Origin of the sequence: Streptomyces sp. NBC_00249 (assembly GCF_026342355.1) — a bacterium.
GTDB lineage: Bacteria > Actinomycetota > Actinomycetes > Streptomycetales > Streptomycetaceae > Streptomyces.
Map to the genome: position 1 here is coordinate 255,161 of NZ_JAPEMV010000006.1, position 24,287 is coordinate 279,447.

Annotated in this window: 23 protein-coding genes; 12 read left to right on the plus strand and 11 right to left on the minus strand. The window is 73.7% G+C overall.

The window, feature by feature from the left end; all coding sequences use genetic code 11:
* The first annotated feature begins 11 nt into the window (after positions 1–11).
* The 4 genes from OOK31_RS26015 to OOK31_RS26030 all read left to right on the plus strand — a co-directional run bounded on the left by OOK31_RS26015 (position 12) and on the right by OOK31_RS26030 (position 7,387).
* Entirely contained in the window at positions 12–473 is a 462-nt protein-coding gene (locus tag OOK31_RS26015; protein ID WP_267089771.1) for a MarR family winged helix-turn-helix transcriptional regulator, read from the plus strand.
* 152 nt (positions 474–625) lie between these two features.
* Complete coding sequence (locus OOK31_RS26020) at positions 626–3,568, plus strand: FAD-binding and (Fe-S)-binding domain-containing protein (RefSeq protein ID WP_267089772.1); 2,943 nt, start codon at positions 626–628, stop codon at positions 3,566–3,568.
* 169 nt (positions 3,569–3,737) lie between these two features.
* Positions 3,738–5,609 (plus strand): ABC transporter ATP-binding protein, encoded by a 1,872-nt coding sequence (locus OOK31_RS26025; protein WP_267089773.1) that lies wholly within the window; start codon positions 3,738–3,740, stop codon positions 5,607–5,609.
* On the plus strand, positions 5,606–7,387 hold the full coding sequence (locus OOK31_RS26030) for an ABC transporter ATP-binding protein (protein ID WP_267089774.1): 1,782 nt from the start codon (positions 5,606–5,608) through the stop codon (positions 7,385–7,387). The genes OOK31_RS26025 and OOK31_RS26030 overlap by 4 nt, the downstream gene beginning before the upstream one ends.
* A 67-nt stretch (positions 7,388–7,454) precedes the next feature.
* On the opposite strand, the gene OOK31_RS26035 is transcribed toward OOK31_RS26030, so the two are convergent.
* A complete protein-coding gene (locus OOK31_RS26035) occupies positions 7,455–8,246 on the minus strand; it encodes a metal-dependent hydrolase (RefSeq protein WP_267089775.1) in 792 nt (263 codons plus the stop codon).
* A gap of 145 nt (positions 8,247–8,391) precedes the next feature.
* Here OOK31_RS26035 and OOK31_RS26040 point away from each other — a divergent pair, with 145 nt between their 5' ends.
* The 3 genes from OOK31_RS26040 to OOK31_RS26050 all read left to right on the plus strand — a co-directional run bounded on the left by OOK31_RS26040 (position 8,392) and on the right by OOK31_RS26050 (position 12,409).
* The gene (locus tag OOK31_RS26040) at positions 8,392–10,914 is read left to right on the plus strand and encodes an RNA helicase (RefSeq protein ID WP_267089776.1); all 2,523 of its coding nucleotides are present in this window, start codon (positions 8,392–8,394) and stop codon (positions 10,912–10,914) included.
* A gap of 106 nt (positions 10,915–11,020) precedes the next feature.
* Positions 11,021–11,923, plus strand: a complete 903-nt coding sequence (locus tag OOK31_RS26045) for an acyl-CoA thioesterase II (RefSeq protein WP_267089777.1) — start codon at positions 11,021–11,023, stop codon at positions 11,921–11,923.
* An 84-nt stretch (positions 11,924–12,007) separates the two neighbouring features.
* Positions 12,008–12,409 (plus strand): YchJ family protein, encoded by a 402-nt coding sequence (locus OOK31_RS26050; RefSeq protein ID WP_267089778.1) that lies wholly within the window; start codon positions 12,008–12,010, stop codon positions 12,407–12,409.
* Here OOK31_RS26050 and OOK31_RS26055 read toward each other — a convergent pair.
* Positions 12,373–13,233: a DUF6397 family protein gene (locus tag OOK31_RS26055; RefSeq protein WP_267089779.1), complete on the minus strand. Its 861-nt coding sequence runs from the start codon at positions 13,231–13,233 to the stop codon at positions 12,373–12,375. The genes OOK31_RS26050 and OOK31_RS26055 overlap by 37 nt on opposite strands.
* Before the next feature lie 91 nt (positions 13,234–13,324).
* On the minus strand, positions 13,325–13,723 hold the full coding sequence (locus tag OOK31_RS26060) for a roadblock/LC7 domain-containing protein (RefSeq protein WP_042800536.1): 399 nt from the start codon (positions 13,721–13,723) through the stop codon (positions 13,325–13,327).
* Positions 13,724–13,829: 106 nt separating this feature from the next.
* Between OOK31_RS26060 and OOK31_RS26065 the strand changes: the two genes are divergently transcribed.
* Positions 13,830–14,267, plus strand: coding sequence for a PPOX class F420-dependent oxidoreductase (locus OOK31_RS26065; RefSeq protein ID WP_267089780.1), 438 nt, complete (start codon positions 13,830–13,832; stop codon positions 14,265–14,267).
* A gap of 29 nt (positions 14,268–14,296) precedes the next feature.
* On the opposite strand, the gene OOK31_RS26070 is transcribed toward OOK31_RS26065, so the two are convergent.
* The 5 genes from OOK31_RS26070 to OOK31_RS26090 all read right to left on the minus strand — a co-directional run bounded on the left by OOK31_RS26070 (position 14,297) and on the right by OOK31_RS26090 (position 19,416).
* The gene (locus OOK31_RS26070) at positions 14,297–14,950 is read right to left on the minus strand and encodes an ATP/GTP-binding protein (protein ID WP_267089781.1); all 654 of its coding nucleotides are present in this window, start codon (positions 14,948–14,950) and stop codon (positions 14,297–14,299) included.
* Positions 14,950–15,351 (minus strand): DUF742 domain-containing protein, encoded by a 402-nt coding sequence (locus tag OOK31_RS26075; protein ID WP_267089782.1) that lies wholly within the window; start codon positions 15,349–15,351, stop codon positions 14,950–14,952. The genes OOK31_RS26070 and OOK31_RS26075 overlap by 1 nt, the downstream gene beginning before the upstream one ends.
* Complete coding sequence (locus OOK31_RS26080; RefSeq protein ID WP_267089783.1) at positions 15,348–15,791, minus strand: roadblock/LC7 domain-containing protein; 444 nt, start codon at positions 15,789–15,791, stop codon at positions 15,348–15,350. The genes OOK31_RS26075 and OOK31_RS26080 overlap by 4 nt, the downstream gene beginning before the upstream one ends.
* The gene (locus OOK31_RS26085; RefSeq protein WP_267089784.1) at positions 15,791–18,553 is read right to left on the minus strand and encodes an ATP-binding protein; all 2,763 of its coding nucleotides are present in this window, start codon (positions 18,551–18,553) and stop codon (positions 15,791–15,793) included. Before OOK31_RS26085 ends, OOK31_RS26080 begins: the two co-directional genes overlap by 1 nt.
* A gap of 83 nt (positions 18,554–18,636) precedes the next feature.
* Positions 18,637–19,416, minus strand: coding sequence for an MHYT domain-containing protein (locus OOK31_RS26090; RefSeq protein ID WP_267089785.1), 780 nt, complete (start codon positions 19,414–19,416; stop codon positions 18,637–18,639).
* Between the two features lie 223 nt (positions 19,417–19,639).
* On the opposite strand from OOK31_RS26090, the gene OOK31_RS26095 reads away from it, so the two are divergent.
* On the plus strand, positions 19,640–20,239 hold the full coding sequence (locus tag OOK31_RS26095) for a class I SAM-dependent methyltransferase (protein ID WP_267090017.1): 600 nt from the start codon (positions 19,640–19,642) through the stop codon (positions 20,237–20,239).
* A 56-nt stretch (positions 20,240–20,295) separates the two neighbouring features.
* Here the strand turns inward: OOK31_RS26095 and OOK31_RS26100 are convergent, their stop codons facing one another.
* On the minus strand, positions 20,296–21,210 hold the full coding sequence (locus OOK31_RS26100) for an oxygenase MpaB family protein (protein ID WP_267089786.1): 915 nt from the start codon (positions 21,208–21,210) through the stop codon (positions 20,296–20,298).
* A gap of 134 nt (positions 21,211–21,344) precedes the next feature.
* On the opposite strand from OOK31_RS26100, the gene OOK31_RS26105 reads away from it, so the two are divergent.
* The 3 genes from OOK31_RS26105 (at position 21,345) to OOK31_RS26115 (ending at position 23,331) form a co-directional block, all read left to right on the plus strand.
* A complete protein-coding gene (locus OOK31_RS26105; RefSeq protein WP_267089787.1) occupies positions 21,345–22,133 on the plus strand; it encodes a hypothetical protein in 789 nt (262 codons plus the stop codon).
* 96 nt (positions 22,134–22,229) lie between these two features.
* Positions 22,230–22,688, plus strand: a complete 459-nt coding sequence (locus tag OOK31_RS26110) for an SAM-dependent methyltransferase (protein ID WP_267089788.1) — start codon at positions 22,230–22,232, stop codon at positions 22,686–22,688.
* A gap of 256 nt (positions 22,689–22,944) precedes the next feature.
* Positions 22,945–23,331 (plus strand): hypothetical protein, encoded by a 387-nt coding sequence (locus OOK31_RS26115; protein WP_267089789.1) that lies wholly within the window; start codon positions 22,945–22,947, stop codon positions 23,329–23,331.
* 48 nt (positions 23,332–23,379) lie between these two features.
* Here OOK31_RS26115 and OOK31_RS26120 read toward each other — a convergent pair whose 3' ends face one another.
* Entirely contained in the window at positions 23,380–23,925 is a 546-nt protein-coding gene (locus OOK31_RS26120) for an MOSC domain-containing protein (RefSeq protein WP_267089790.1), read from the minus strand.
* Between the two features lie 23 nt (positions 23,926–23,948).
* On the minus strand, positions 23,949–24,131 hold the full coding sequence (locus OOK31_RS26125) for a hypothetical protein (RefSeq protein ID WP_267089791.1): 183 nt from the start codon (positions 24,129–24,131) through the stop codon (positions 23,949–23,951).
* Positions 24,132–24,287 lie beyond the last annotated feature (156 nt).

The following is a 24,287-nucleotide window of genomic DNA, read 5'->3' on the forward strand; positions in this document are numbered from 1 at the left end:
TGTTCCCCAGTATGAGCACCGGTTCCGAGACCGACACCACAGACGGCGTCCTCGCCGAGCAGCTGCTGCGCCTCACGCGCCGGCTCCACCGCATCCAGAAGCGCTACATGGAGCCGCTCGGGATCACCCCGGCGCAGGGCCGGCTGCTGCGCCTGGTCTCCCACTACGGCGGGGACCAGCCGCCCCGAATGGCCGATCTGGCCAAGCGTCTTGAGGTCGTGCCGCGCGCCGTGACCACCCTCGTGGACGGCCTGGAGACGGCCGACTGCGTCCGCCGCGTGCCCGACCCCGCGAACCGGCGGGTCATCCGGATCGAGCTCACCGAAACCGGTCGCGCCACGCTGCGCCGTCTGCGCAACGCGCGAACCGACGCCGCAGAGGAGATCCTGGCTCCATTGACCGCCGGACAGCGCGAGGTGCTCGGCGGGCTGCTGAACGCGCTGGCGGACGCCCCGGCGGAGCGCCGCTGCTGAGCCCCGCCGCCCGGTGACCGCACCGGACGGCGCCGTCGGAGGGCGCCGTCGGGCGGCGCCGTGCGGCGGTGCGGCGAGCTCTCCCCAGCGCCTCCGCCGCCCGGGCGCCCGCGCCGCCGCCGTGCCGGACCGCGACGTACGAGGGGCTGCTCATGCCGCTGCTGGAACCGAAGCCGGGCGCCCTGCGCCCCCGCACCCCGCGCGGCCCCGCCCCCGACCGGGTCCCCGACCGCCTCGCCTCCGGCACCCCCGCCACCCTGCGCGCCGAGCTGACGGAGCTGCTCGGCGCGGAGAAGGTGCTGTGGAAGGTCTCCGACCTGGTGCGCTACGCCACCGACGCCTCCCCGTACCGGTTCGTACCGCAGGTCGTGGTGGTCGCCGAGGACATCGACGACATCTCCGCCGTCCTCTCGTACGCCCACGGCCGACAGCGCGAGGTCGTCTTCCGCGCCGCCGGGACCTCCCTCAACGGGCAGGCCCAGGGGGAGGACATCCTCGTCGACGTACGCCGCCACTGGGCCGGCGTCGAGGTCCTCGAAGGCGGCCGGCACGCCCGCATCCAGCCCGGCACCACCGTGCTGCGCGCCAACGCCGCGCTCGCCCGGCACGGCCGGATCCTGGGCCCCGACCCGGCCAGCGCCATCGCGTGCACCCTCGGCGGGGTCGTCGCGAACAACGCCTCCGGCATGACGGCGGGCACCACGAGGAACGCGTACCGCACGCTGTCCTCCCTCACCCTCGTCCTGCCGAGCGGCACCGTGGTGGACACCGCCGACCCGCTCGCCGACGAGGAACTGGCCCGCGCCGAACCGGCGCTGTGCCACGGGCTGATGGCGATCAAGGCGGAGATCGAGGCCGACCCGGCCCTGGTCGCCCGGATCCGCGCCAAGTACGAGATCAAGAACACCACCGGGTACCGGCTCGACGCCTACCTCGACGGCACCACCCCCGTCGAGATCCTGCGCGGCCTGACGGTCGGCTCCGAAGGCACCCTCTGCTTCATCTCGGAGGTGGTCTTCGACACCCTTCCCCTGGACCGCGAGCTGACGAGCGCGCTGCTCTTCTTCCCCTCCCTGCCGGCCGCGGCGGCCGCCGTCCCGTTGTTCAACGAGGCGGGTGCGATCGCCGTCGAGCTGATGGACGGCAACACCCTGCGCGCCTCCGTCAGCGTCGCGGGCGTCCCCGCCGACTGGGCGGAGCTGCCCAAGGACACGACCGCCCTGCTGGTGGAGTTCCGGGCACCCGACCGGGCGGGGCGCGCGGAGTACGAGCGGCGGGCGGCCGGGGTGCTGGCCGGCCTGGACCTCGTCGCGCCCGTCGCCTCCGTCACCAACGCCTTCACCAGCGACCCGGGGACCGTCGCCGGGTACTGGAAGGCCCGCAAGGCCTTCGTCACCGCCGTCGGCGGCGCCCGGGCCACCGGCACGACCTTGATCACCGAGGACTTCGCCGTCCCGCCGTCCCGGCTCGCCGAGGCCTGCGAGGCCCTCCTCGAACTCCAGGCGGAGCACGGGTTCGACGCGGCCGTCGCCGGCCACGCGGCCCACGGCAACCTCCACTTCCTGCTCGCCTTCGACGCCGCCGAACCCGCCGACGTCGCCCGGTACGCCGCCTTCATGGAGGCCTTCTGCCGGCTCACGGTGGAGCGGTTCGACGGCTCCCTGAAGGCCGAGCACTCCACCGGCCGCAACATGGCCCCCTTCCTGGAACTCGAATGGGGCCCCGAGGCCACGGCCCTGATGTGGCGCACCAAGCGGACCGTCGACCCGGACGGGGTGCTGGCCCCGCGGATCCTCCTGGACCGCGACCCCCGGGCCCACCTGCGCGGCCTGAAGACCATCCCGCGGGTGGAGGCGGTGGCCGACCCCTGCATCGAGTGCGGGTTCTGCGAACCGACCTGCCCCAGCGGGGACCTGACGACCACTCCGCGCCAGCGGATCGCGCTGCGCCGGGAGATGATGCGCCAGCAGCCGGGCTCCCCCGTCCTCGACGGCCTCCTCGGCGCCTACGGCTACGACGCCGTCGACACCTGCGCGGGCGACTCCACCTGCAAGCTGGCCTGCCCCGTCGGGATCGACACCGGCGCGCTGATGCGGGACTTCCGCCACCAGCGGCACGGTCCCCGCGAGGAGCGGGCAGCCGCCCTGGCCGCCCGGCAGTTCCGGAGCGTGGAGGCCGCCGCGCGCCTGGCCGTCGCCGCCGCGGGCACGTTCACCGACCGGGTCCCGGGCGGGGAGCGGCTGCTGGAGGCGGTGACGGGGGCCGCGCGTAGGGCCGTACGCCCGGACCTGGTCCCGGAGTGGCTGCCGCAGATCCCCGGCGCCGCGGCCCGGCGGCTGCCCGCGACCCGGCGGGTCGGCGCGGCGGCCGTGTACTACCCGGCGTGCGTCAACCGGATCTTCGGCGGCCCCCCGGGCCAGGCCGGGCCCTCCCTGCCCGAGGCGGTGGTGGCCGTCTCCGAACGGGCCGGGCGGCCGGTGTGGATCCCGCGCGACGTGACCGGCACCTGCTGCTCGACGATCTGGCACTCCAAGGGCTACGAGGAGGGCACCCGGCTGATGGCCAACCGGATGGTGGCGGCGGCGTGGGGCTGGACCGCCGGGGGCCGGCTGCCGCTGGTCGTCGACGCCTCCTCCTGCACCCTGGGCATCGCCCAGGAGGTGGTCCCGTACCTGACGCAGGACAACCTCGCCCTGCACGCGGAGCTGCGGGTCGTGGACTCCGTCGTGTGGGCGGCCGAGGAGCTGCTGCCTCGTCTGGAGGTCCTGCGCACCGTCGGGTCCGCGGTCCTGCACCCCACCTGCTCCATGCGGCACCTGGACGACGAGGCGCAGCTGCGCGCCGTGGCCGAGGCCTGCGCCGACGAGGTCGTGGTCCCGCACGACGCGGGGTGCTGCGCCTTCGCCGGCGACCGGGGCATGCTGCACCCGGAGCTGACGGCCTCGGCGACGGCCCGCGAGGCGGCGGAGGTGGCGGCTCGGCCGTACGACGCGTACCTGTCGGCGAACCGGATGTGCGAGGTGGGCATGGACCGGGCGACCGGGCGGAGCTACCACTCGGCGCTGCTCGAACTGGAGCGCGCCACACGGCCCTGAGCCCGTCGCGCGCCCCCGCCCGCCCCCTGGCCCACCTGGCGGGGCGGGCCGGCGGCCGGGCCGCACACCCTGGCCCGTCAGGCCGTGGCCAACGCAAAATCGATTGCCCGGGGCGTGCGGGAAGGCGAACCTTGCACGGTTCGGACCTCTCCCACCCTCATGGGGCGTCATGCAGATCAGCGATCTTCCGTATCCGGATCCCGGCGTACCCGATGCCCGGTCCGGGCCCCGGCTCCTGGTCTGGCTCGGCAGGAACCAGCTCGGCGGTCAGGCCAAGAGCTTCGGGTGGGGGCTGCTGCACTTCTGCGGTGTCGCCGCGCTGCCGTACGCGGTGGGCCTCGGCGTCGACGCGGTCGTGCGGCGCGACGGCTCCGGGCTGCTGATGGTCGGCGGGCTCCTGGCGGTCCTCGGCGTCGCCGTCTCCCTGGGCGACGCCATGCTCCACCGGACCGCCGTCACCAACTGGATCACCGCCGCCGCACGGGTCCAGCAGCTCCTGGCCCGCAAGACCGCCGAGCTGGGCTCCGCCCTGACCCGGCGGGTCGCGGCGGGCGAGGTGGTGGCGGTGTCCACCGCCGACGTGGAGAAGATCGGCTGGTTCGTCGAGGCGGTCTCCCGCTTCCTGGCCGCCGCCTTCGCCGTCGTCGCCGTCTGCGTCGGCCTGCTGTTCTACGCGCCGTCCATCGGCGTGGTCGTCGCCGCGGGCGTCCCCGTGCTCGCCCTGTCCGTGCTGCCGCTGCTGCCGCGCGCCACCCGGCGTGCCGACGTCCAGCGCGAGAAGGCGGGCAAGGCCACCGAGCTGGCCTCCGACACCGTCGCGGGGCTGCGGGTGCTGCGCGGCATCGGTGGCGAGGAACTGTTCCTGGGCCGCTACCGCGAGGCCTCCCAGGAGGTCCGCGAGGCCGCCGTGCGCAGTGCCCGGATGTGGGCGCTGATCGCGGCGATCCAGGTGCTGCTCCCGGGCGCCCTGCTGATCACGGTCGTCTGGTACGGCTCGGGGCTGGTGCTGGACGGCCGGCTGGCGGTCGGCCAACTCGTCGCGGCCTTCAGCGCGGTGGCCACCATGCTCTACCCGCTGCGGCACTTCATGGAGATCGCGATGGCTTACTCGTTCTCGCGGCCCTCCGCCACGCGCACGGCCCGCGTGCTGTCCCTGACGCGTACGGAGGCACCGGACGCCGCGGACACCACCGCGGGCAGCGGCCCGGCCGCGGCGCCGGTGGCGGCCCCGGCCCCGGGCGGGGACCTGTACGACCCCGGGACGGGGCTGCTGGCCCCGGCCGGGCGGTTCACCGCCGTGGTGTGCGGGGACCCCGACCTGGCGGGCCGGCTCGCGGAGCGCCTGGGCGGGCACCCGCTCGACGACGCCGCCGAGGGGCCCTCGGTACTGCTCGGCGGGGTCGCGCTGGACGCGCTCGCGCTGGACGCGGCGCGTGCGCTGGTCCTCGTACAGGACAAGGACCCGGTGCTGCTGTCGGGGACCCTGCGCGAGCTGTTCGACGTACCGGCCTCGGGAGCGGTGGCGCCCGGGCCTGCCCTGGCGGCGGCCCAGTGCGCCGACGTCCTGGACGCCCTGCTCCAGTCGGCGCCCGCCGGTGTCCTGGACCCGATGGACGCCCGGATCACCGAACGCGGCCGGTCCCTGTCCGGCGGCCAGCGCCAGCGCCTCGCGCTGGCCCGGTCCCTGGTCACCGACCCCGAGGTGCTGGTGCTGGACGAGCCGACCTCGGCGGTCGACTCGCACACCGAGGCGCGGATCGCCGACGGGATCGCCGCCCTGCGCACCGGCCGTACGACGGTGGTACTGGCCTCCTCGCCGCTGCTGCTGGACCGCGCCGACCGGGTCGTCCTCGTCCACGAGGGGCGGGCCCTGGCGGTGGGCACGCACCGCGAACTGCTGCTGACCGAGCCCCGCTACCGGGCCGTCGTCACCCGCGAGACCGACGCGGAGCAGAAGCTCGCGGAGCTGGAAGAAGCCCTCACCGAGGTCACCGACGTCGCGGAAGTCACGCAAGTCACGGAAGTCGAGGAAACAGCATGATCGGCGTGATGCCTCCGGAGTACGATCCGGCGGCCCCCGAGACGGCCGCGACCCTGCCCGTGGGCACGTCGGCGACCGTACGGGCCTATGTGCGCGGCCTGTTCCTGCGGCACCGGCGGGCGTTCGCGCTGCTGGTGACGGTCAACGCGGTCGCGGTGGTCGCCTCCATGGTCGGCCCGTACCTGCTGGGGCGGGTGGTGGACGAGCTGGCGCAGGGTTCGCGCGAGCTGCATCTGGGGCGGGTGGCGCTGCTGTTCACGGTGGCGCTGGCCGTCCAGACCTTCTTCGTCCGGCTGGTGCGGCTGCGCGGGGCGATGCTCGGCGAGGAGATGCTCGCCGATCTGCGCGAGGACTTCCTGGTGCGTTCGGTGGGGCTGCCGCCCGGGGTCCTGGAGCGGGCCGGCACCGGTGACCTGCTGTCGCGGATCACCACCGACATCGACCGGCTGGCCAACGCCATGCGCGAGGCCGTACCGCAGCTGTCGATCGGTGTGGTGTGGGTGGGGCTGCTCTTCGGGGCGCTCGCGGTGACCGCGCCGCCGCTGGCGCTGGCCGCGCTGGTGGCTCTGCCGGTGCTGGTGGCGGGCTGCCGCTGGTACTTCCGGCGGGCGCCCGCCGCGTACCGCTCGGAGGCCGCCGGGTACGCGGCGGTCGCGGCGGCGCTCACCGAGACGGTGGACGCGGGCCGCACGATCGAGGCGCACCGCCTGGGCGGGCGCCGTACCGAACTGTCGGAGCGGCGGATCGCGCAGTGGGTCGCGTGGGAACGCTACACATTGTTCCTGCGGACGGTGCTCTTCCCCGTCGTCAACGTCACGTACGTGACCATCCTCGGTGCGGTGCTGCTGATCGGCGGCTACTGCGTGCTGCGGGGCTGGATGTCGGTGGGGCAGCTGACCACGGGCGCCCTGCTGGCGCAGATGATGGTCGACCCGATCGGGCTGATCCTGCGCTGGTACGACGAGTTGCAGGTCGCCCAGGTCTCGCTGGGCCGGCTGGTGGGCGTACGGGAGATCGAGCCGGACGCGGGCGACCCGGCCGTCGCCCCCGAGGGCCGGGGGGTACGCGCGGACGAGGTGCGCTTCGGGTACCGCGAGGGCGTGGACGTACTGCACCAGGTGTCGATGTCCGTGCCGCCGGGCACCCGGATGGCGCTCGTCGGCCCCTCCGGCGCGGGAAAGTCCACGCTGGGGCGGCTGCTCGCGGGCATCTACGCGCCCCGGACCGGCGAGGTCACCCTCGGCGGCGCGCGGCTGTCGCGGATGCCGGCGGAGCGGGTCCGGGAGCACGTCGCGCTGGTCAACCAGGAGCACCACGTGTTCGTGGGCTCCCTGCGGGACAACCTGCGCCTGGCGCGGACGGGCGCGGCGGACACCGAGCTGTGGGCGGCGCTGGGCGCGGTGGACGCGGACGGCTGGGCCCGGGCCCTGGAGGCCGGGCTGGACACGGAGGTCGGCTCCGGCGGGAGTGCGCTGACTCCGGCGCAGGCCCAGCAGGTGGCGCTGGCCCGGCTGGTGCTGGCGGACCCGCACACGCTGGTGCTGGACGAGGCGACCTCGCTGCTGGACCCGCGCGCCGCCCGGCACCTGGAGCGTTCCCTGGCCCGGGTGCTGGACGGCCGGACGGTCATCGCGATCGCCCATCGTCTACACACCGCGCACGACGCGGACGTGATCGCGGTGGTGGAGGAGGGCCGGATCAGTGAGCTCGGCTCGCACGAGGAACTGGTGGCGGCGGGCGGAGCGTACGCGGCGCTGTGGCGGTCCTGGCACGGCTGACCGCGCCGCCGCCGTCCGGCTCCCGCCGCCCGGCGGGGGCCGGGCGCCGCCAGGCGGCGCGTGCGGTTCAGATGAAGCCGAGGGCGGAGGCTCCGCCCACCCCGCCGAGCAGCATGAACACCGGCATGAGGACCTTGAGCTCGACCCAGCTGCCCGCACGGAAGCGCATCATCTTCGGCGGGCCGATGGGGTACCAGCGCTTGCCCGCGATGGGCAGGGGCCACAGGATCGGGCAGCCGGAGACCGTCAGGGCGTCGCCGATGTCGTGGACGAGGGCGCCGAGCAGGATCGGCAGGCCGAGCCACAGGTACTCCTGGCCGGGCTCGGTGAAGAGCCAGCCCGCGCCGTTGCCGGGCTGGTCGAGCACCCCGGCCAGGATCCAGGCGCTGGTCGCGCCGAGCAGCCAGACCAGGATGTCGCTGGACATCCGGGCCGCCCGCCACAGCAGGCCTTCGACGGCCAGCACGAGGTGGACGAAGAGCAGGACGAGCACGCCCCAGCGGTCGGTGGTGACGGCGAGCACGGAGGAGCCGCCGCCGATCAGGACCGCCCACAGCCAGGTGTGGGTCAGGGTGCGGTGGCCGCCGGTACGGCGGGCGTCGCGCGGGGCGCGGGTCGCCTTGTAGACGGCGTAGGAGATCTTGTCGACCACCTCGCACAGGCCCCGGGACAGGGGGCCGAAGGCGCGCGAGATCGTCGCCGACTTGTGGTCGAGGTCGGGGGCGAGGGCGGCGCCGGCGCAGATCAGCGCGCCGATGACGAGTACGGGCCACGGCATCGGGTGCCCGGCGGCTGCTGTCGCGGCGCCCACCCCCAGCCAGGCCGCTGCCCCGGACAGTGAGTGCGCCGGACCCATCATGGTCGTTTCCCGCCCCGGTGGTGTGGTGGTGGGGCCCTGTTGAGGGATTCGTGCGGGCCGCCTCGACGGCCCAGCGTACCCGTGGTGATCTTCCTTCCGTCTGCCGGTTCCCTCTTCCGGGAGGAAGCCAGGCAAGATGGGGGGCGTGACCCTCATTGATCAGCTCCCGCCGAACGCCGACCCCGACGCCCTCTTCGAGGCTTTCTCCTCGTGGGCGGAGGACCAGGGCATCACCCTGTACCCGGCGCAGGAGGAGGCACTGATCGAGGTCGTCTCCGGGGCGAACGTGATCCTCTCGACCCCGACCGGCTCCGGCAAGAGCCTCGTCGCCGCCGGCGCGCACTTCACCGCGCTGGCCCAGGACAAGGTGACCTTCTACACCGCCCCGATCAAGGCGCTGGTGTCGGAGAAGTTCTTCGACCTGTGCAAGCTCTTCGGCACCGAGAACGTCGGCATGCTGACCGGCGACGCCTCCGTGAACGCCGACGCCCCCGTCATCTGCTGCACCGCCGAGGTACTGGCCTCCATCGCCCTGCGCGACGGGAAGTACGCCGACATCGGCCAGGTCGTGATGGACGAGTTCCACTTCTACGCGGAGCCGGACCGCGGCTGGGCCTGGCAGATCCCGCTGCTGGAGCTGCCGCAGGCACAGTTCGTCCTGATGTCGGCGACCCTCGGCGACATGAAGCGGTTCGAGGAGGACCTGACCCGGCGCACCGGCCGGCCCACCACCGTGGTCCGCTCCGCGACCCGGCCGGTCCCGCTGTCGTACGAGTACGTCACCACACCGATCACCGACACGATCACCGAGCTGCTGGAGACCCGGCAGGCCCCGGTGTACATCGTGCACTTCACGCAGGCCCAGGCGGTCGAGCGGGCGCAGTCGCTGATGAGCATCAACATGTGCACCCGCGAGGAGAAGGACAGGATCGCCGAGCTGATCGGCAACTTCCGCTTCACCACGAAGTTCGGCCAGAACCTCTCCCGCTACGTCCGCCACGGCATCGGCGTGCACCACGCGGGCATGCTGCCCAAGTACCGCCGCCTGGTGGAGAAGCTGGCGCAGGCCGGTCTGCTGAAGGTCATCTGCGGTACCGACACCCTCGGCGTGGGCGTCAACGTCCCCATCCGCACGGTGCTGTTCACCGCACTCACCAAGTACGACGGCACCCGGGTCCGCACGCTGCGCGCCCGCGAGTTCCACCAGATCGCCGGCCGCGCCGGCCGGGCCGGCTTCGACACGGCGGGCTACGTGGTCGCTCAGGCGCCCGAGCACGTCATCGAGAACGAGAAGGCCCTCGCGAAGGCGGGCGACGACCCGAAGAAGCGCCGCAAGGTGGTGCGCAAGAAGGCGCCCGAGGGTTTCGTGGCCTGGTCGGACACCACCTTCGAGAAGCTGATCGCGGCCGACCCGGAGGCGCTGACCTCGCGGTTCAAGGTCACCAACATCATGCTGCTGTCGGTCATCGCCCGGCCGGGCGACGCCTTCAAGGCGATGCGCCACCTCCTGGAGGACAACCACGAGCCGCGCAAGGCCCAGCTGCGGCACATCCGCCGGGCCATCGCGATCTACCGCTCCCTGCTGGACGGCGGCGTCGTGGAGAAGCTCGACACCCCGGACGCGGAGGGCCGCACGATCCGGCTCACCGTCGACCTCCAGCAGGACTTCGCACTGAACCAGCCGCTGTCGACCTTCGCCCTGGCCTCCTTCGACCTGCTGGACCCGGAGTCCCCCTCCTACGCGCTCGACATGGTCTCGGTCGTCGAATCCACCCTGGACGACCCGCGCCAGATCCTGGCCGCCCAGCAGAACAAGGAGCGGGGGATCGCCGTCGGCGCGATGAAGGCCGACGGGATCGAGTACGAGGAGCGGATGGAGCGGCTCCAGGACGTCACCTATCCCAAGCCGCTGGAGGAACTGCTGCTGCACGCCTACGACGTGTACAGCAAGAGCCACCCGTGGGTCCGTGACCACCCGGTCTCCCCCAAGTCGATCATCCGCGACATGTACGAGCGCGCGATGACCTTCAGCGAGTTCACCTCCTTCTACGAGCTGGCCCGTACCGAGGGCATCGTGCTCCGCTACCTCGCGAGCGCCTTCAAGGCCCTGGACCACACCATCCCGGACGACCTGAAGTCCGAGGACCTCCAGGACCTCATCGCCTGGCTGGGCGAGCTGGTCCGCCAGGTCGACTCCAGCCTCCTCGACGAGTGGGAGCAGCTGGCGAACCCGGAGGTGGAGACGGCTGAGCAGGCCCAGGAGAAGGCCGACCAGGTCAAGCCGGTCACGGCGAACGCCCGCGCCTTCCGGGTGCTGGTCCGCAACTCCATGTTCCGCCGGGTGGAGCTGGCGGCCCTGGACCACGTCAACGTGCTGGGCGAGCTGGACTCCGGGTCCGGCTGGGACGCCGACGCCTGGGGCGAGGCCATGGACGGGTACTGGGACGAGTACGACGACCTCGGCACCGGCCCCGACGCGCGCGGCCCGAAGCTCCTCCAGATCGAGGAGGACCCGGCCCACGGCCTGTGGCGCGTCCGCCAGACCTTCGCCGACCCCAACGGGGACCATGGCTGGGGCATCAGCGCCGAGGTGGACCTCGCGGCGTCCGACGAGGAGGGCCGGGCCGTCATCCGGGTCACCTCGGTGGGCGAACTCGGCTCGCTCTGACCGCACCGCTCCGGCCACCCGCACCACCGGACACGCGCCACCCGCCCGCCCTTCCTGCCCCGCCGGACCCGCCGGACCCGACTGTGGAGAACGTGGAGAACCCCTGATGACGAACCCCGCCGAGAGACTGGTCGATCTGCTCGACCTGGAGCAGATCGAGGTCAACATCTTCCGGGGGGCCAGCCCCCAGGAGTCCCTCCAGCGCGTGTTCGGCGGGCAGGTCGCCGGCCAGGCGCTGGTGGCGGCAGGCCGCACCACCGAGAGCGACCGCCCGGTCCACTCGCTGCACGCGTACTTCCTGCGCCCGGGCATCCCCGGGGTCCCGATCGTGTACCAGGTGGAGCGGGTCCGCGACGGGCGCTCCTTCACCACCCGCCGGGTCACCGCGGTCCAGCAGGGCAAGACCATCTTCAATCTGACCGCCTCCTTCCATCACCCGGAGGAGGGCAGCATCGAGCACCAGCTGCCTCCTCGCCTCGACTTCCCCCACCCGGACACGCTCCCGAAGGTCGCGGATGAGATCCGCGAGCACTTGGGGGCGCTGCCCGAGGCGCTGGAGCGGATGGCCCGCCGCCAGCCCTTCGACATCCGGTACGTGGACCGGCTCCGCTGGACCCCGCAGGAGCTCAAGGACGCCGATCCGCGCAGCGCGGTGTGGATGCGCGCGGTCGGCCCGCTGGGCGACGACCCGCTCGTGCACACCTGCGCCCTCACCTACGCCAGTGACATGACCCTCCTCGACGCCGTGCGCATCCCCGTGGAACCGCTGTGGGGCATGCGCGGTTTCGACATGGCCTCGCTGGACCACGCCATGTGGTTCCACCGGCCCTTCCGCGCGGACGAGTGGTTCCTCTACGACCAGGAATCGCCCATCGCGCACGGCGGCCGGGGTCTCGCCCGGGGCCGGATCTACGACCTGGAGGGCAGGCTGCTGGTCTCCGTGGTCCAGGAAGGCCTCTTCCGCCCGTACGGAGCCAAGGCGTCCCAGCCGCCCGTCTCACCCCAGTAGGCCGGTCCGACCGGGCCGGCCCGAACGGCCCGGCCTTGCCCCGCCCGCCCCTGACCGTCCCGACCCCGAAGAGCTGAGCGCACCATGCCCACCCCGGACCTCCCCTGCCCCTGCGGTCTGCCCGCCGCCTACGCGGCCTGCTGCGGCCGCTTCCACTCCGGCGCGCAGCAGGCGCCCACCGCCGAGCTGTTGATGCGCTCGCGCTTCACCGCCTTCGCGGTCGGCGACACCGCCTACCTGCTGCGGTCCTGGCACTCCTCGACCCGGCCGGGCCGGCTCGAGCTGGATCCCGGTCAGCGCTGGGAGCGGCTGGAGATCCTCGCCGCGGAGCGCGGCGGGATGTTCGAGACGCAGGGATCGGTGGAGTTCCGGGCGCACTACCGCGAGGGCGGGCACGCGGGCTCGCTGCGAGAGCACAGCTCCTTCTCCCGGGAGGGCGGGGCCTGGGTCTACGTCGGCCCCCTCTCCCCCGTCGAGTTCGACTGAGCCCGCGCCCCGGTCAGAGCGGAGTCGAGGCCGGCGCGGTACTCGCCGGCCTCCTCCGGCGGCTCCGCCCGCAGCAGGGGCCAGGCCACCGCCGCGGCCGCCGGGACCTGCGGGTGGCCGTACGGGGGCGGCGGTGCGAGCGCGGCGAGCACGATCCGCTCGGCCGGATCGGGCACGGCCGCGCGCAGTTCCTCCTCGGGCAGTACGGAGGCCAGGACGGCCGCCCGCTCCCAGGGGTCGGCGGTACGCCCCAGCAGCAGCCCCACGTGCCGCGCCCGCCAGCGGCGCGGGCGCAGGTCCGCCCGGGCCGCGACGAGCTCCCGGTCCTGCGGGGACGCGGCCCCGCTCAGCATCCCCGGTTCCCGGGCGGCGAACTCCCGCAGCTCCGCGGCCAGGTAGAGCCATACGACGGCCCGGTAGCGGTTGATCCGGTACCCGAACGGGGTCAGGTGCCCGCAGCGCGCGAGCCGGGTGAATCGGCTCGGCCCGATCCCCAGTACCTCCGCCCCCGCGTCGGCTCCGGCGACGGTCTCGACCCGCGCGCGCAGCGCCTGGGGAAACCCCCGCTCCGTCCTGACCCGGTCCAGCTCGGCCCGCGCGAAGCGGGCGGCGCCGCTCGGGGAACGGGGGCCCGCCCGGACCAGCCCCAGCTGTACGGCCCGGGCGAACTCGCCTCGCCCCAGGCACAGTTCCGTCGCCGCGCGGGCGCCGCCGAGCAGATCGGGCTCCGGGCGCGTGGCCGCTCGTAGAGCCTCGGTCACGTCCACCGCGTCCGCCGCGTCCATCGCGTCCACCGACGCACGCTCCAGCGTTTCCACCTTCATCACGATCCTCCCCCACGAGTGTCGATCACTCTGTGCAAAGACCGTAACTCAGCGCGACGACAGTGTGCTGGGCCTGTGGAAAACTCCCGGATCAGCCGCCGGTGATACGCCGTTCGGCGACGCCCAGGTGCTCTCCCACCCGGTTGACCAGCAGCGTCATCTCGTACGCCACCTGCACGATGTCCGCCTCGGCGGCGCTCAGCGCGCACAGGCAACTGCCCGAGCCGGCGGCCACGACGAACAGGAACCCCTCGTCGTACTCGACCATCGTCTGGCGCACCTCACCCGCCCGGAAGTGCCGCCCCGATCCCTTGGCCAGGCTCTGGAGCCCGGCCGCGACGGCCGCCAGGTGCTCCGCGTCCTCGCGCGCCAGGCCCGCGCTCGCCGCCGTCACCAGCCCGTCGTTCGACAGCACCACCGCGTGCCGGACCTGCTGGACCCTGCGCGTGAGATCGTCCAGCAACCAGTCGAGCTGCTTGTCCAGTGCCATTTCCAGCCCCTCCCCGTCGACGCGGCCGACATGGCCGCGCCCCACCCCGCGTAGTCGTGCCGCAAGCCTTCCCCACCAGCTGCTTTCCGGCAAGGAGGATGGACCCATGGCACAGAAGATGACTCAAGAGGAATGGCGGGCGTTCGTCTCCCACTCCACCCGCACCGGAAAGCTGTCCACGGTCCGCGAGGACGGAAGCCCTCACATCGCTCCGATCTGGTTCGTACTCGACGGCGATTCCTTCGTGTTCAACACCGGGGAGAACACCGTCAAGGGGCGGAATCTGGCCCGTGACGGCCGGGTCGCCCTCTGCGTGGACGACGACCGCCCACACTTCTCCTACGTGGTCCTCCAAGGGCGCGCGAAGATCAGCGAGTACGCCGACGACCCGCAGGAGATGCTCCGTTGGGCGACGCGGATCGGCGCCCGGTACATGGGCGAGGCCCGCGCCGAGGCCTTCGGCAGCCGCAACGCCGTCCCCGGCGAACTCCTCGTCCGGGTCCCCATCGACAAGGTCATCGCCACGGCCGGCATCGCGGACTGACCGCAACCGCCCCGGCCCACCGGGGCGGTTCACACGGGACCGGTCTGAGGACCCACCGAGTCGAGCAGCCGGGCGGTGTGCACCCGCCCGGCGTACTCGACGAGCCTGATCAGCACTTCCTTCCCCGAGTCCTTGTCGCGGGCGTCGCACAGCACCACAGGCGTCCCCTGTTCCAGGTCCAGCGCCCGCGACACCTCGTTCGCCCCGTAACGCCGCGCGTCGGTGAAGCAGTTGACGGCCACCACGAACGGGATCCGCCGGTGCTCGAAGTAGTCCACGGCCGGGAAGCAGTCCTCCAGTCGGCGGGTGTCGGCGAGGACCACGGCCCCCAGCGCCCCCTGCGAGAGCTCGTCCCACAGGAACCAGAACCGGTCCTGGCCGGGCGTCCCGAACAGGTACAGCGACAGCCCGGACCGGATCGTGATCCGCCCGAAGTCCATGGCCACCGTCGTGGTGGTCTTCTGGTCCACCCCGCCCGTGTCGTCGACCAGTTCGCCCGCCTCGCTCAGCAGCTCCTCCGTCCGCAGCGGCCGGATCTCGCTGACGGCGCCGACGAGCGTGGTCTTGCCCACGCCGAAGCCCCCGGCGACGAGGATCTTCAGGGCGAGCGAGGCCAGTTCGTCGTCGGCGTCCGAGCCGGCCGCGCCGCCGTGTTCCCGCGGCCCGTTGTCGTGCAGTCCCATCACAGCGCTCGCAATCCTTCGATGACTTCCCGCAGAATCCGTTCGTCGGGCAGCTGGGCGGGCGGCACCGGGCGGCTGACCTTGACGTGTCCCGCCTCCAGCAGGTCACCCAGCAGCACCCGCACCACCCCCACCGGCAGGTCCGCGTCGGCGGCGAGCTCGGCCACCGACTGGGTCACGGCACGGCAGAGCCCGAGCAGCGCCCGGTGTTCGGGGCCCAGCAGCGACTCGTCCGCCTCCCCCGCGCCGCCCGGATCCACGGCGACCAGCGCGATCAGGTCGAAGCGGACCCCGTGGGGTCCCGGCTTCGTGCGTCCGCCCGTCATGGCGTACGGGCGGACGAGCGGGCCCGCCTCGGCGTCGTACCAGTGGCCGTCCACGGGCCGGACCGCCGCCCTCACCCGGCGGCCGGCGGGCGGACCGCGAACCGGGGCGGGGTGTACAGGTGCTCGCCGACCCGCTTGACCAGCCGGGCCATCTCGTAGGCGATCAGACCGAGATCGGCGCCGGCGGAGCTGAGGACGGCCAGGCAGGAACCGTCCCCGGCGGCCGCGACGAAGAGGAACCCCTCGTCCATCTCCACCATCGTCTGACGCACGCCCCCGGCGTGGAAGTGGCGGCCCGCGCCCTTGGCGAGGCTGTGGAAGCCGGAGGCCACGGCCGCCAGGTGTTCGGCGTCCTCGCGGCTCAGGGCGCTGGAGGAGCCCACCGCCAGCCCGTCGTTGGACAGGACCACCGCGTGGCGGACCTCGCGGACCCGCATCACGAGGTCGTCCAGGAGCCAGTCCAGTTCGCCGGACCGGCGGACCCCGTCGAGGTCGATCCTCTGGTGCTCGATCATCACACTTCTCCTTCGCTGCCTGCGTGGGGGGAGTTGTCCTGGGACCCGCGCGCCCAGCCGGCCCGGTAGGCGGCCATCCGGTCGCGGGCCTGTTCCGGGCTGCGGCCGGGCGTCGCCCGCTCCGGCCGCTCCTCGGCGGCGGCCTTCGCGGCGGGGGCCTCGCGCAGCTGCGGGACCAGGCTGGCCTGGCGTACCCGGCGCGGCAGTTCGGTCACCGAGGCGGCGGCGGGGGGCGGTGCGGGGAGCGGGGCCGGGGCCTGTGCGCGCGGCTGGGACCGGTCCGGGGCGGACACCGCGAAGGGGGCGGGCGCGGGTTGCGTACGGGGGCCCGTGCCCGCGGGGCCGCGCGGCCGGAGCGGGGCGACCGGGGCCGGGCGGGACTGCCCGGGGGCGGGTCCGGAAGCGGCTGCGGAGGGGGGTGCGGGTGCCTGGGCGGGGGCCGCGGGGGGCCCGCCCGGGGCCGGGATCCCGCGCACGGTCTCCCGTACGACACTCATCGCCGGGGCCTGCGCCGCCGCGCGCGGCCGCTGCGGCCCGGCGGGAACGGCCTCCGGTGCGGGGCCGGGCACGGGATCCCGGTCCCGGGCGGCGGCCGGGTCCCGCTGCGGCCGGGCCGCCGGTGTGGCGGCGGGCGGGGCCTCGATGGCCGCCTGGAGGAGGGCGTTGGGCAGGAGCACCACCGCGGTGGTGCCTCCGTAGGGGGAGGTGCGCAGGTGCACCTGCACCCCGTGGCGGGAGGCGAGGCGGCTGACGACGAAGAGTCCGAGGCGGTCGCTGTCGAAGAGGTCGAGGTCCTCCGAATGCTCGATCCGGCGGTTGGCCTCCGCCAGCGCCTCGCGGCCCATGCCGAGCCCCCGGTCCTCGACCTCCAGGACGTATCCGGCGCCCACGGGTTCGCCGCTGACGCGGACCTTGGTGTGGGGCGGGGAGAACTGGGCGGCGTTCTCGATGAGTTCGGCGAGCAGGTGGGTGAGGTCCGCGACCGCCGTGCCGACGACGGCCGCCTCGGCGAGCTGACGGACCTCGATCCGCTGGTAGTCCTCGATCTCGGAGACGGCGGCCCGCACGACGTTGGTCAGCGGGACCGGCATCCGCCAGGCCCGCCCCGGGGAGGCGCCGGACAGGATGATCAGGCTTTCGGCGTGCCGGCGCATCCGGGTGGTGAGGTGGTCGAGCCGGAAGAGGTCCCCGAGCTCGCCCGGGTCGTCCGCGCGCCGCTCCATCGAGTCGAGCAGGTTGAGCTGCTTGTGGACGAGGACCTGGCTGCGGCGGGCGAGGTTGACGAAGACCCCGCTCACCCCGCTGGCCAGTTCGGCGCGCTCGACGGCGGCGCTGAGGGCGGCCCGGTGGACGGTGGACAGGGCCTCGCCGACCTGGGTGATCTCGTCCTCGGCGGCCGGGCCGGCCGGGGCCTCGGCGTCGACGTCGATGTCGACGGCACGCCCGGCCCGCAGCAGGTCCATGGCGTGCGGGAGCTTGCGGTGGGCGATCTCCAGGGCGGTGTTGCGCAGCGAGACCAGCTCCACGACCAGGGCGCGGCCGATCCGTACGGAGATCACGAGCGAGGCGGCGACGGCGGCCAGGCCCAGCAGCACCGCGGCGCCGGCCGGGCTGAGCGCGCCCTCGGTGAAGGGGTCGGTGCGGCCTGCGGCCTCGGCGTGCGCGGCCTCGGCGATCTCGCGCATCGAGCTGCTGACGCTCGCGTACGCGGAGTCCCAGCCGGCGGGCGTACCGCGGGTCTCGCGCGTCTCGCGTGCCGCAGGGGAGCCGGCAGCCGGGGCCGCGGCCGTGTTGGCGCCCGGGGCCGAGGTGGCGCCGGCGGCCAGGGTCCGGTCCTCGGCGCCCGTGAGTTCGGCGTGGGCGGCGCTCTTCGTCACCGCCTCCCACGCGCTCTGCTGGGCGGCGGGCAGGTCCCGGGCGGCAGCTGCGGTCAGCGCGCGGCGGGTCTCGACGGCTCCGGCCAGGCGGCGAAGCGTTTCGGCGGTGCGCGGGGTCCCGGGGACGGCGAGCAGCGCGTCCTCCCTGGACAGCATCTCGCCGGCGCGCGTGAACTCCAGCAGGACCCGGGCGGCGGGGCCCAGTTCCGGTTCCCGGCCGCCGGAGAGCGCGCCTTCGGCGGCCAGGGCGGAGTCGGCGACGCGCGTGTACGTCTCGTAGGCGGCGTCCGGGCTCAGGCGGCGGGCGGCGATGTCCTTGCGGGCGGAGCCGAGCGCCTCCGCGTCGGCGACGAAGGCGCCGAGCCGGGCGACGACGTCGCCGGGGTGGTCACCGGAGTCGGCGACGGTGTGCCGGTCGCCGAGCCGCAGTCGCCGTACGGCGTCGTCGGTGCGGCGGGCCTGCTGCTCCAGGGCGGGGCCCTGGTCGGAGGCCGGGTCCGCCAGGTACCGGACGGCGGCGCGGCGTTCGGCCTGCACCTCGGCCAGGGCCGCCTCGACGGGTGTACGTATCTCCGCGTCGACCTGCCGGATCCGGCTGAGGCGGGCGATGTCCTGGGCGGTGCTGACGGTGGCGAAGCCCCAGAGGGCGAGCAGGGAGACCACCGGGACCGTCAGGAGCGAGACGATCTTCGCGCGGACGGTCGCGGGCCGCAGCCGGAGCCCGGTCCGGGCGCTCGCCGTGACTCCCTCGGCCGGGGCGGCGGCGGCCCGGAGGGGGTCCGGGGCGGCGGGCTCCTCGGCGGGGGGACCGGCGTGCGCCCGGCGGCCGCGCGGCGCGGGCAGCTGCGGGGCCGCTGCTTCCGGTCTGGTGCGGGGTGTGCGCATGGGCTCCTCGTTCCGGGCGGTACACAGATGCGGTACGTGGTGACAGGGGCTGCGGGGGCGGGGACGGGGGCGGCGGGGCTGCGTCAGTGAGCCGGTACGGCGCCCTCGCCCAGGTGCCGGGCCGAGGCGGAGGCCGCCCGCTCGTCCGCCGTCGGGGAGAGCGCCACGAAGGCGGCGGTGAGGAAGAGGTAGGAGCCGAGCCCGACCGCCAGCGGGAAGATGAACTGCATGGCGGTGGCCCCGGGCAGGGCCTGGTCGGAGGGGGTGACGTGGACGGCGACGGCCGTCATCCCGGTGTAGTGCATGCTGCTGACGGCCAGGCCCATGACCAGCGAGGCGACGGCGACGGCCACCGGCGCCTTGATGTTGAGGGCGGCCCAGAGCGCGGCGGTCGCGGCGACGACGGCGATGGCGACCGAGAGGCCGACGGTGAGCGGCTCGTAGCTGATCCGGCCGTGCAGCCTCAGGGCCGCCATGCCGAGGTAGTGCATGCTGGCGACCCCGAGGCCGGTGGTGAGGCCGCCGAGGACGAGGGCCCGGCCCCGGTCCTTTCCGTAGCCGACGGCGAAGACTCCGGCGCCGACGACGAGCACGGCGACGACCAGGCTGAGGACGGTCAGCGGCACGTTGTAGTGGATCTCGGTGCCGGTGACGTGGAAGCCGAGCATGGCGACGAAGTGCATCGTCCAGATGCCGGTGCCGATGGCGGAGGCCGCGGTGAGGAGCCAGTTGCGGCGGGAGGTGCCGGTCGCGGCGAGCGCGCGGACGGTGCAGCGCAGCCCGAGGGCGGCGCCGATCGATGCCATCACGTATGACAGTGCGGGTGTCAGCCAGCCATAGGCGGCGTGGTCCAGGTGTCCCATGGCCACCGGACGCTAGTCCGGGTGAGGCCACGAACAAGGGGAGCATTTCGAAAGCCGCTGGAACTGCTGGAATATGACAGAGCTACGTTCATCTTCGATCACACCGCGTACCACCTTGCGCACCGTGCGCAGGCGAAACGTCCACGCACTGCGCGGAGGCCCACGGGGGCCCATGAGGATGCGGGATCATGACCGTATGAGTCCTATGAGCGCCAGGAACCGGATGAGCGAGGACCCCGCGCGGGTGCAGGAGTTCTTCGGGGCGCGCGCCGACGACTGGGACCGCAAGTTCCCCGACGACGGCCCCGCCTTCACCACCGCCGTGACCGAGTTCGGCCTGGCGCCCGGGGACCGGGTGCTGGACGCGGGCTGCGGGACCGGCCGGGCCCTGCCCGCGCTCCGCGCGGCCGTCGGGCCCGGCGGAACGGTGCTCGGCGTGGACGTCACCGCTCCGATGCTGGCCGCCGCGCAGCGCGCCGGGCGGGGCTCCGCGGGGGCGCTGCTGCGCGCGGACGTGGCCCGGCTGCCGCTGCGCGACGGGGCGCTGGACGCCGTGTTCGCGGCCGGGCTGATCGCCCACCTGCCCGATCCCGCCGCGAACCTGCGCGAGCTCGCCCGCGTCGTGCGCCCCGGCGGCCGGCTCGCGCTGTTTCACCCGATCGGGCGTGCCGCGCTCGCTGCGCGTCACGGCCGGGAGCTGACCCCGGACGACATGCGGGCCGAGCACAACCTCCGCCCGCTGCTGTCCGGTTCGGGCTGGGAGCTCACCTCGTACGCCGACGAGGACACCCGGTTCCTGGTCCTGGCGGCGCGCCGGGCCTGAGGTCCACCGCACCCCTTACGTCTCCCCGCGCGCCGGGACCCGCCGGGACCCGGGGTCTACGTGGGCGGCTGGGCCTCCGCTCCGGCGGGGCGGCGCGGGTGGGGCACGGGGCAGCCGCTCGCCCCGGGCACCGGGAAGGTGCCGAGTTCGCCCACGTCGTAGCCGTCGGGGTAGCCCTTGATCTCCGGGTTCTGGCGGGCGTAGTGCGGGGCCTTGCGGGGCGGGAGCAGTCGCACCGCCCGGCCGCGCAGCCGCAGGGCGCCGTGGACCAGCCCGCGGATCCGGGGGCCCGGGCCCTCGAAGCGGAAGGCGGTCAGCAGCGGCTCGTCGAGGAGGGCGAGGCCCAGGCCCCGTACGGCCGGGGCCAGCGGCGCCGGGTACCAGGAGGCCATCAGGTCGAGGGTGGCGTCGGCGACCTTGCGGCCGCCTTCGTCCCAGGCGAAGTGGGCCTGCTCGTAGGCGTTCAGGGTGTCCTCGAACTCCTCGTAGGAGCCCGGGACGTCCTTGATGCCCATGTGCCGGCCGAGGGTGGCGTAGTAGTTCGCGCAGGCCCGGCGCTCGTGATGGGTCAGCGGGCGCCAGCCGTAGGCGTCGACCCAGCGGGCGGGAACCACGACGAACGTGCACAGGACGTAGCGCATGTCCTCGTTCGAGATGTCGTAGCTGCGGTGCATCTGGTTGACGCGGCGGATCGCGGTACGTGCCGTGTCGCTGTCGAAGCCGTGCTCCACGACCGCGTCGAGGAGCAGCGCGGTGTCGTCGTAGCGCTTCTGGGAGCGCTCGGTGAACTCGGCGGTCTCGGCGAGCAGGCTCCCGATGGCGGGGACGGCGTAGGTGCGGAAGAGGGCGAGCTCCAGGGCGCGGGTGAAGTCCCAGGGGAACTCGTAGGTGGCGGTGAGCCGGTAGATGGCCAGGAAGTCCTTGTCCGGGTCGAGACGGAGGATCTCCCTCAGCCGGTCGTAACGCTGCACCGGTCTCCCTTTCTGTGGCGGGTGCCCAACTCTACGTGCAGGTAGCGGGCTTGGAAATCGATGCCCTCGCGCTCTCGACGCGCGTGTTACCCGCTGGTTAAGGTGCGCCGACGAGAGAGCGACCGGGAGGCCACGTGTCCGACGAGGAGGACGGGGGCGCGCTGTACGTGCTGACCGCCGTGCTGCTGACCCCCACGCAGTTCCCGACGATGCTCGGTGACGACTTCCCGGAGGCGTGCGCGCTGCTGGGCGTACGGCCGGTCGCAGACGGGTACGGGCTGGTGCTCGGGCAGGACCAGGAGGGTGCGCGCTGGACGGTCGTCGTGGACGACGTCTCGCTGGTGGCCACGGCCATCGCCGCCTGGGACTGCGGCATGGACCACGAACTGTCGCCCGACGAGCGGACCATCGTGGTCTCGCTGGCGGGCTGGCCGCTGGACCTGACCGTGGCCGCGCCGGGCATCCCGGAGCCGCACGACCCGGAGCAGGGCGCGGACGGCACGGGCCGGGTTCCGCTCGCACCGCCCTCGGCGGAGGTGTGGGGGGCGGTGCAGCGGCGCCTGGGCGCGGACCAGATCGCCCGGGAGTGGGCGGACTGGTGCGAGCGCGTCGCGGCCGACGGCGGGGCCGCCGCAGCCGCGCACCCGGGTCTGGCACGGGCGCTGCGGGAGGCCGCCGCCTACACGCGGGAGGCCCCGCCGCCGGGCCGGGTCCGGTCCTCCTTCGCGCAGGAGGGCGTGCGGACGCTCCGGGCGGACGGGCCCGGCTGGTCGCTGGTGGCCCGGACCGACGGGCCGGCCTTCGTCCTGCTCGACGAGGAACCGGGTGAGGTCCTGGCCGTCCCCCACGAGGGGGATCCGGAGCGGCCCGCGCTGCCGCAGCTGCTGACCGCGCTGGACCGCGTCGCCGCCCGGCCGGCCTGAACACGAACCCGAGCACGCAGTACGAAGTGCGAGCACGAGTACGAAGCACGAGCACGCGGACAAGCACGAGTACGAAGCACGAGGGGGAACAGGGTGATGGTGGAGTCGGAGCCGGTGGGTGTGGTGGTGGGCGGCCGGGCGGACGTCGTGGACGACGACTGGGGCCGGGAGTCCGCGGTGATCCGGCTGGACGCCGGACAGTTCGGGCCGGACGCCCTGTACGGGCTGGCGGACTTCTCGCACGTCGAGGTCGTCTACCACTTCGACCGGGTGCCCGTCGCGAAGATCGAGACGGGTGCCCGTCACCCGCGCGGGAACCCGGACTGGCCGCTGGTCGGCATCTTCGCCCAGCGCGGCAAGAACCGGCCGAACCGGCTCGGCGTCTCGCGGTGCCGGGTCGTGAAGGTGGACGGCCTCGACGTGCACGTGGAGGGCCTGGACGCGGTCGACGGCACCCCGGTGCTCGACATCAAGCCCTACATGGAGGAGTTCGGCCCCCGTGGCGAGACCCTCCAGCCGCAGTGGGCCACGGCCCTGATGCGGGACTACTACTGAGCTGGTGCCGATACTGAGCTGGTGCCGAGCCGCCGATGCCTAGTGCTGTGACCGGAAAGGTTCACCGTGTCACGGCGCCCGGCACGGCACCTCGCCGCGTTGTCGGACCACCCGAGTACGTCCAGTACGAGCGGCGGCCCTCCGCCTTGCGATGCACCGCACCGGACACCGCGACCCGGCAAACCTTTCCGGCCACAGCACTAGCCGCCGCCGAGCCCTTGATCCCGTAGGCTCCGGTCGCCGACAGGAGGGTGGCATGACGACGGTGACCCGCTTGATCACTCACGCCGATCTGGACGCCGGGGCCACGGACCCTCGGCGGATGTCGGTGTCGGCGCGGCTCGAGGCCGTCCTCGCCGACGGCCGCAGGGTGCTGCTGCTCGACGACCGCGGCTGGAGCGCCTCGGGCCCGGAGGACATCCGGGCGTGGACCTCGGCCGAGGACGTCGAGAGGACGGCCCTGACGGTCGTCGGGCCGGACGAGCCGTTCGAGGACAGGACGCCTGAGCAGATGGCGGCCGACCACTGGGGCGCCCTGGCCGGCGTCCTCCGGCGGCAGGGTGTGGACGTGGACGCGCGAGAGCTGGAGCGGCTGCCGCACGACATCGTGCTCAGCGAACGCCTTCGGGCATGGATCGCCTGAGACGCCCCGACGCCGGGGACGCCCCCGCGCCACCGCGGGGCCGGCCCGTCAGACCCGTTCGAGCGGGACGTGCGGGAGCGGCGGGAGGGTGACGGTGATGGGGTCACCGGGGCGGATGGTGCCGCCCCGGTGGACCACGCCCATGATTCCGGCCCTGCGGACCACCTGGCCCTGTTCGTCCCGGCCGACGACCTGCTTGAGCAGCCCGTCCTGGAAGGTGTCGATCTGCAGACACGGGTTGCGCAGGCCGGTCACCTCCACGACGGCCTCCTCGCCGAGGCGCAGCAACGCACCCGTCGGCAGCTGGTGCAGGTCTATGCCCTCGGTGGTGATGTTCTCCCCGAGCTGGCCCGGCTCCACGCTGAAGCCCGAACCGGCCACCTCGTCGAACAGCTCCCGGTGGATCAGGTGCACCTGGCGCAGATTCGGCTGGGTCGGGTCCTGTGCCACGCGTGAGCGGTGCTTGACCGTGACCCCCGCGTGCACATCGCCCTCCACGCCCAGTCCGGGGAGCAGGGTGATGCTCTCGCGGTTGGGCTTGGTGAACGAGTACACGGCATTGCTGCTGACCGCCGCGACCTGTGCGGTGTTCATTGAAAACTTCCCCCTTGCCGCCCTCAGCGGCCGATCTGCTTCCTGGATATACCCCGCAGACGACGCTTCTGGGAGGAGTCCAGCAGGAGGTAGGCGACGGCCGGGACGCCGATCAGGACCGCCAGTCCCGCCCAGAACCCGACCAACCAGAACAGCACGACGGCTGCCGCGACTCCGGCAACCGCGATCTTTCCGCTCTTCGACATCTGCGGACACCTCCTCCTGCGTCGGCTACTGCCCTGCTCAACGCGTCGGTGCGGCGGTACGTTCCCGGCCGGCTCCGCGGCCCTCGAAGTGACCCGGGTCACGGCGCCGCCGCGGTCGGCGGGCCGCTCGCGTGGGTTACTCTCGGCCGCCCCGTA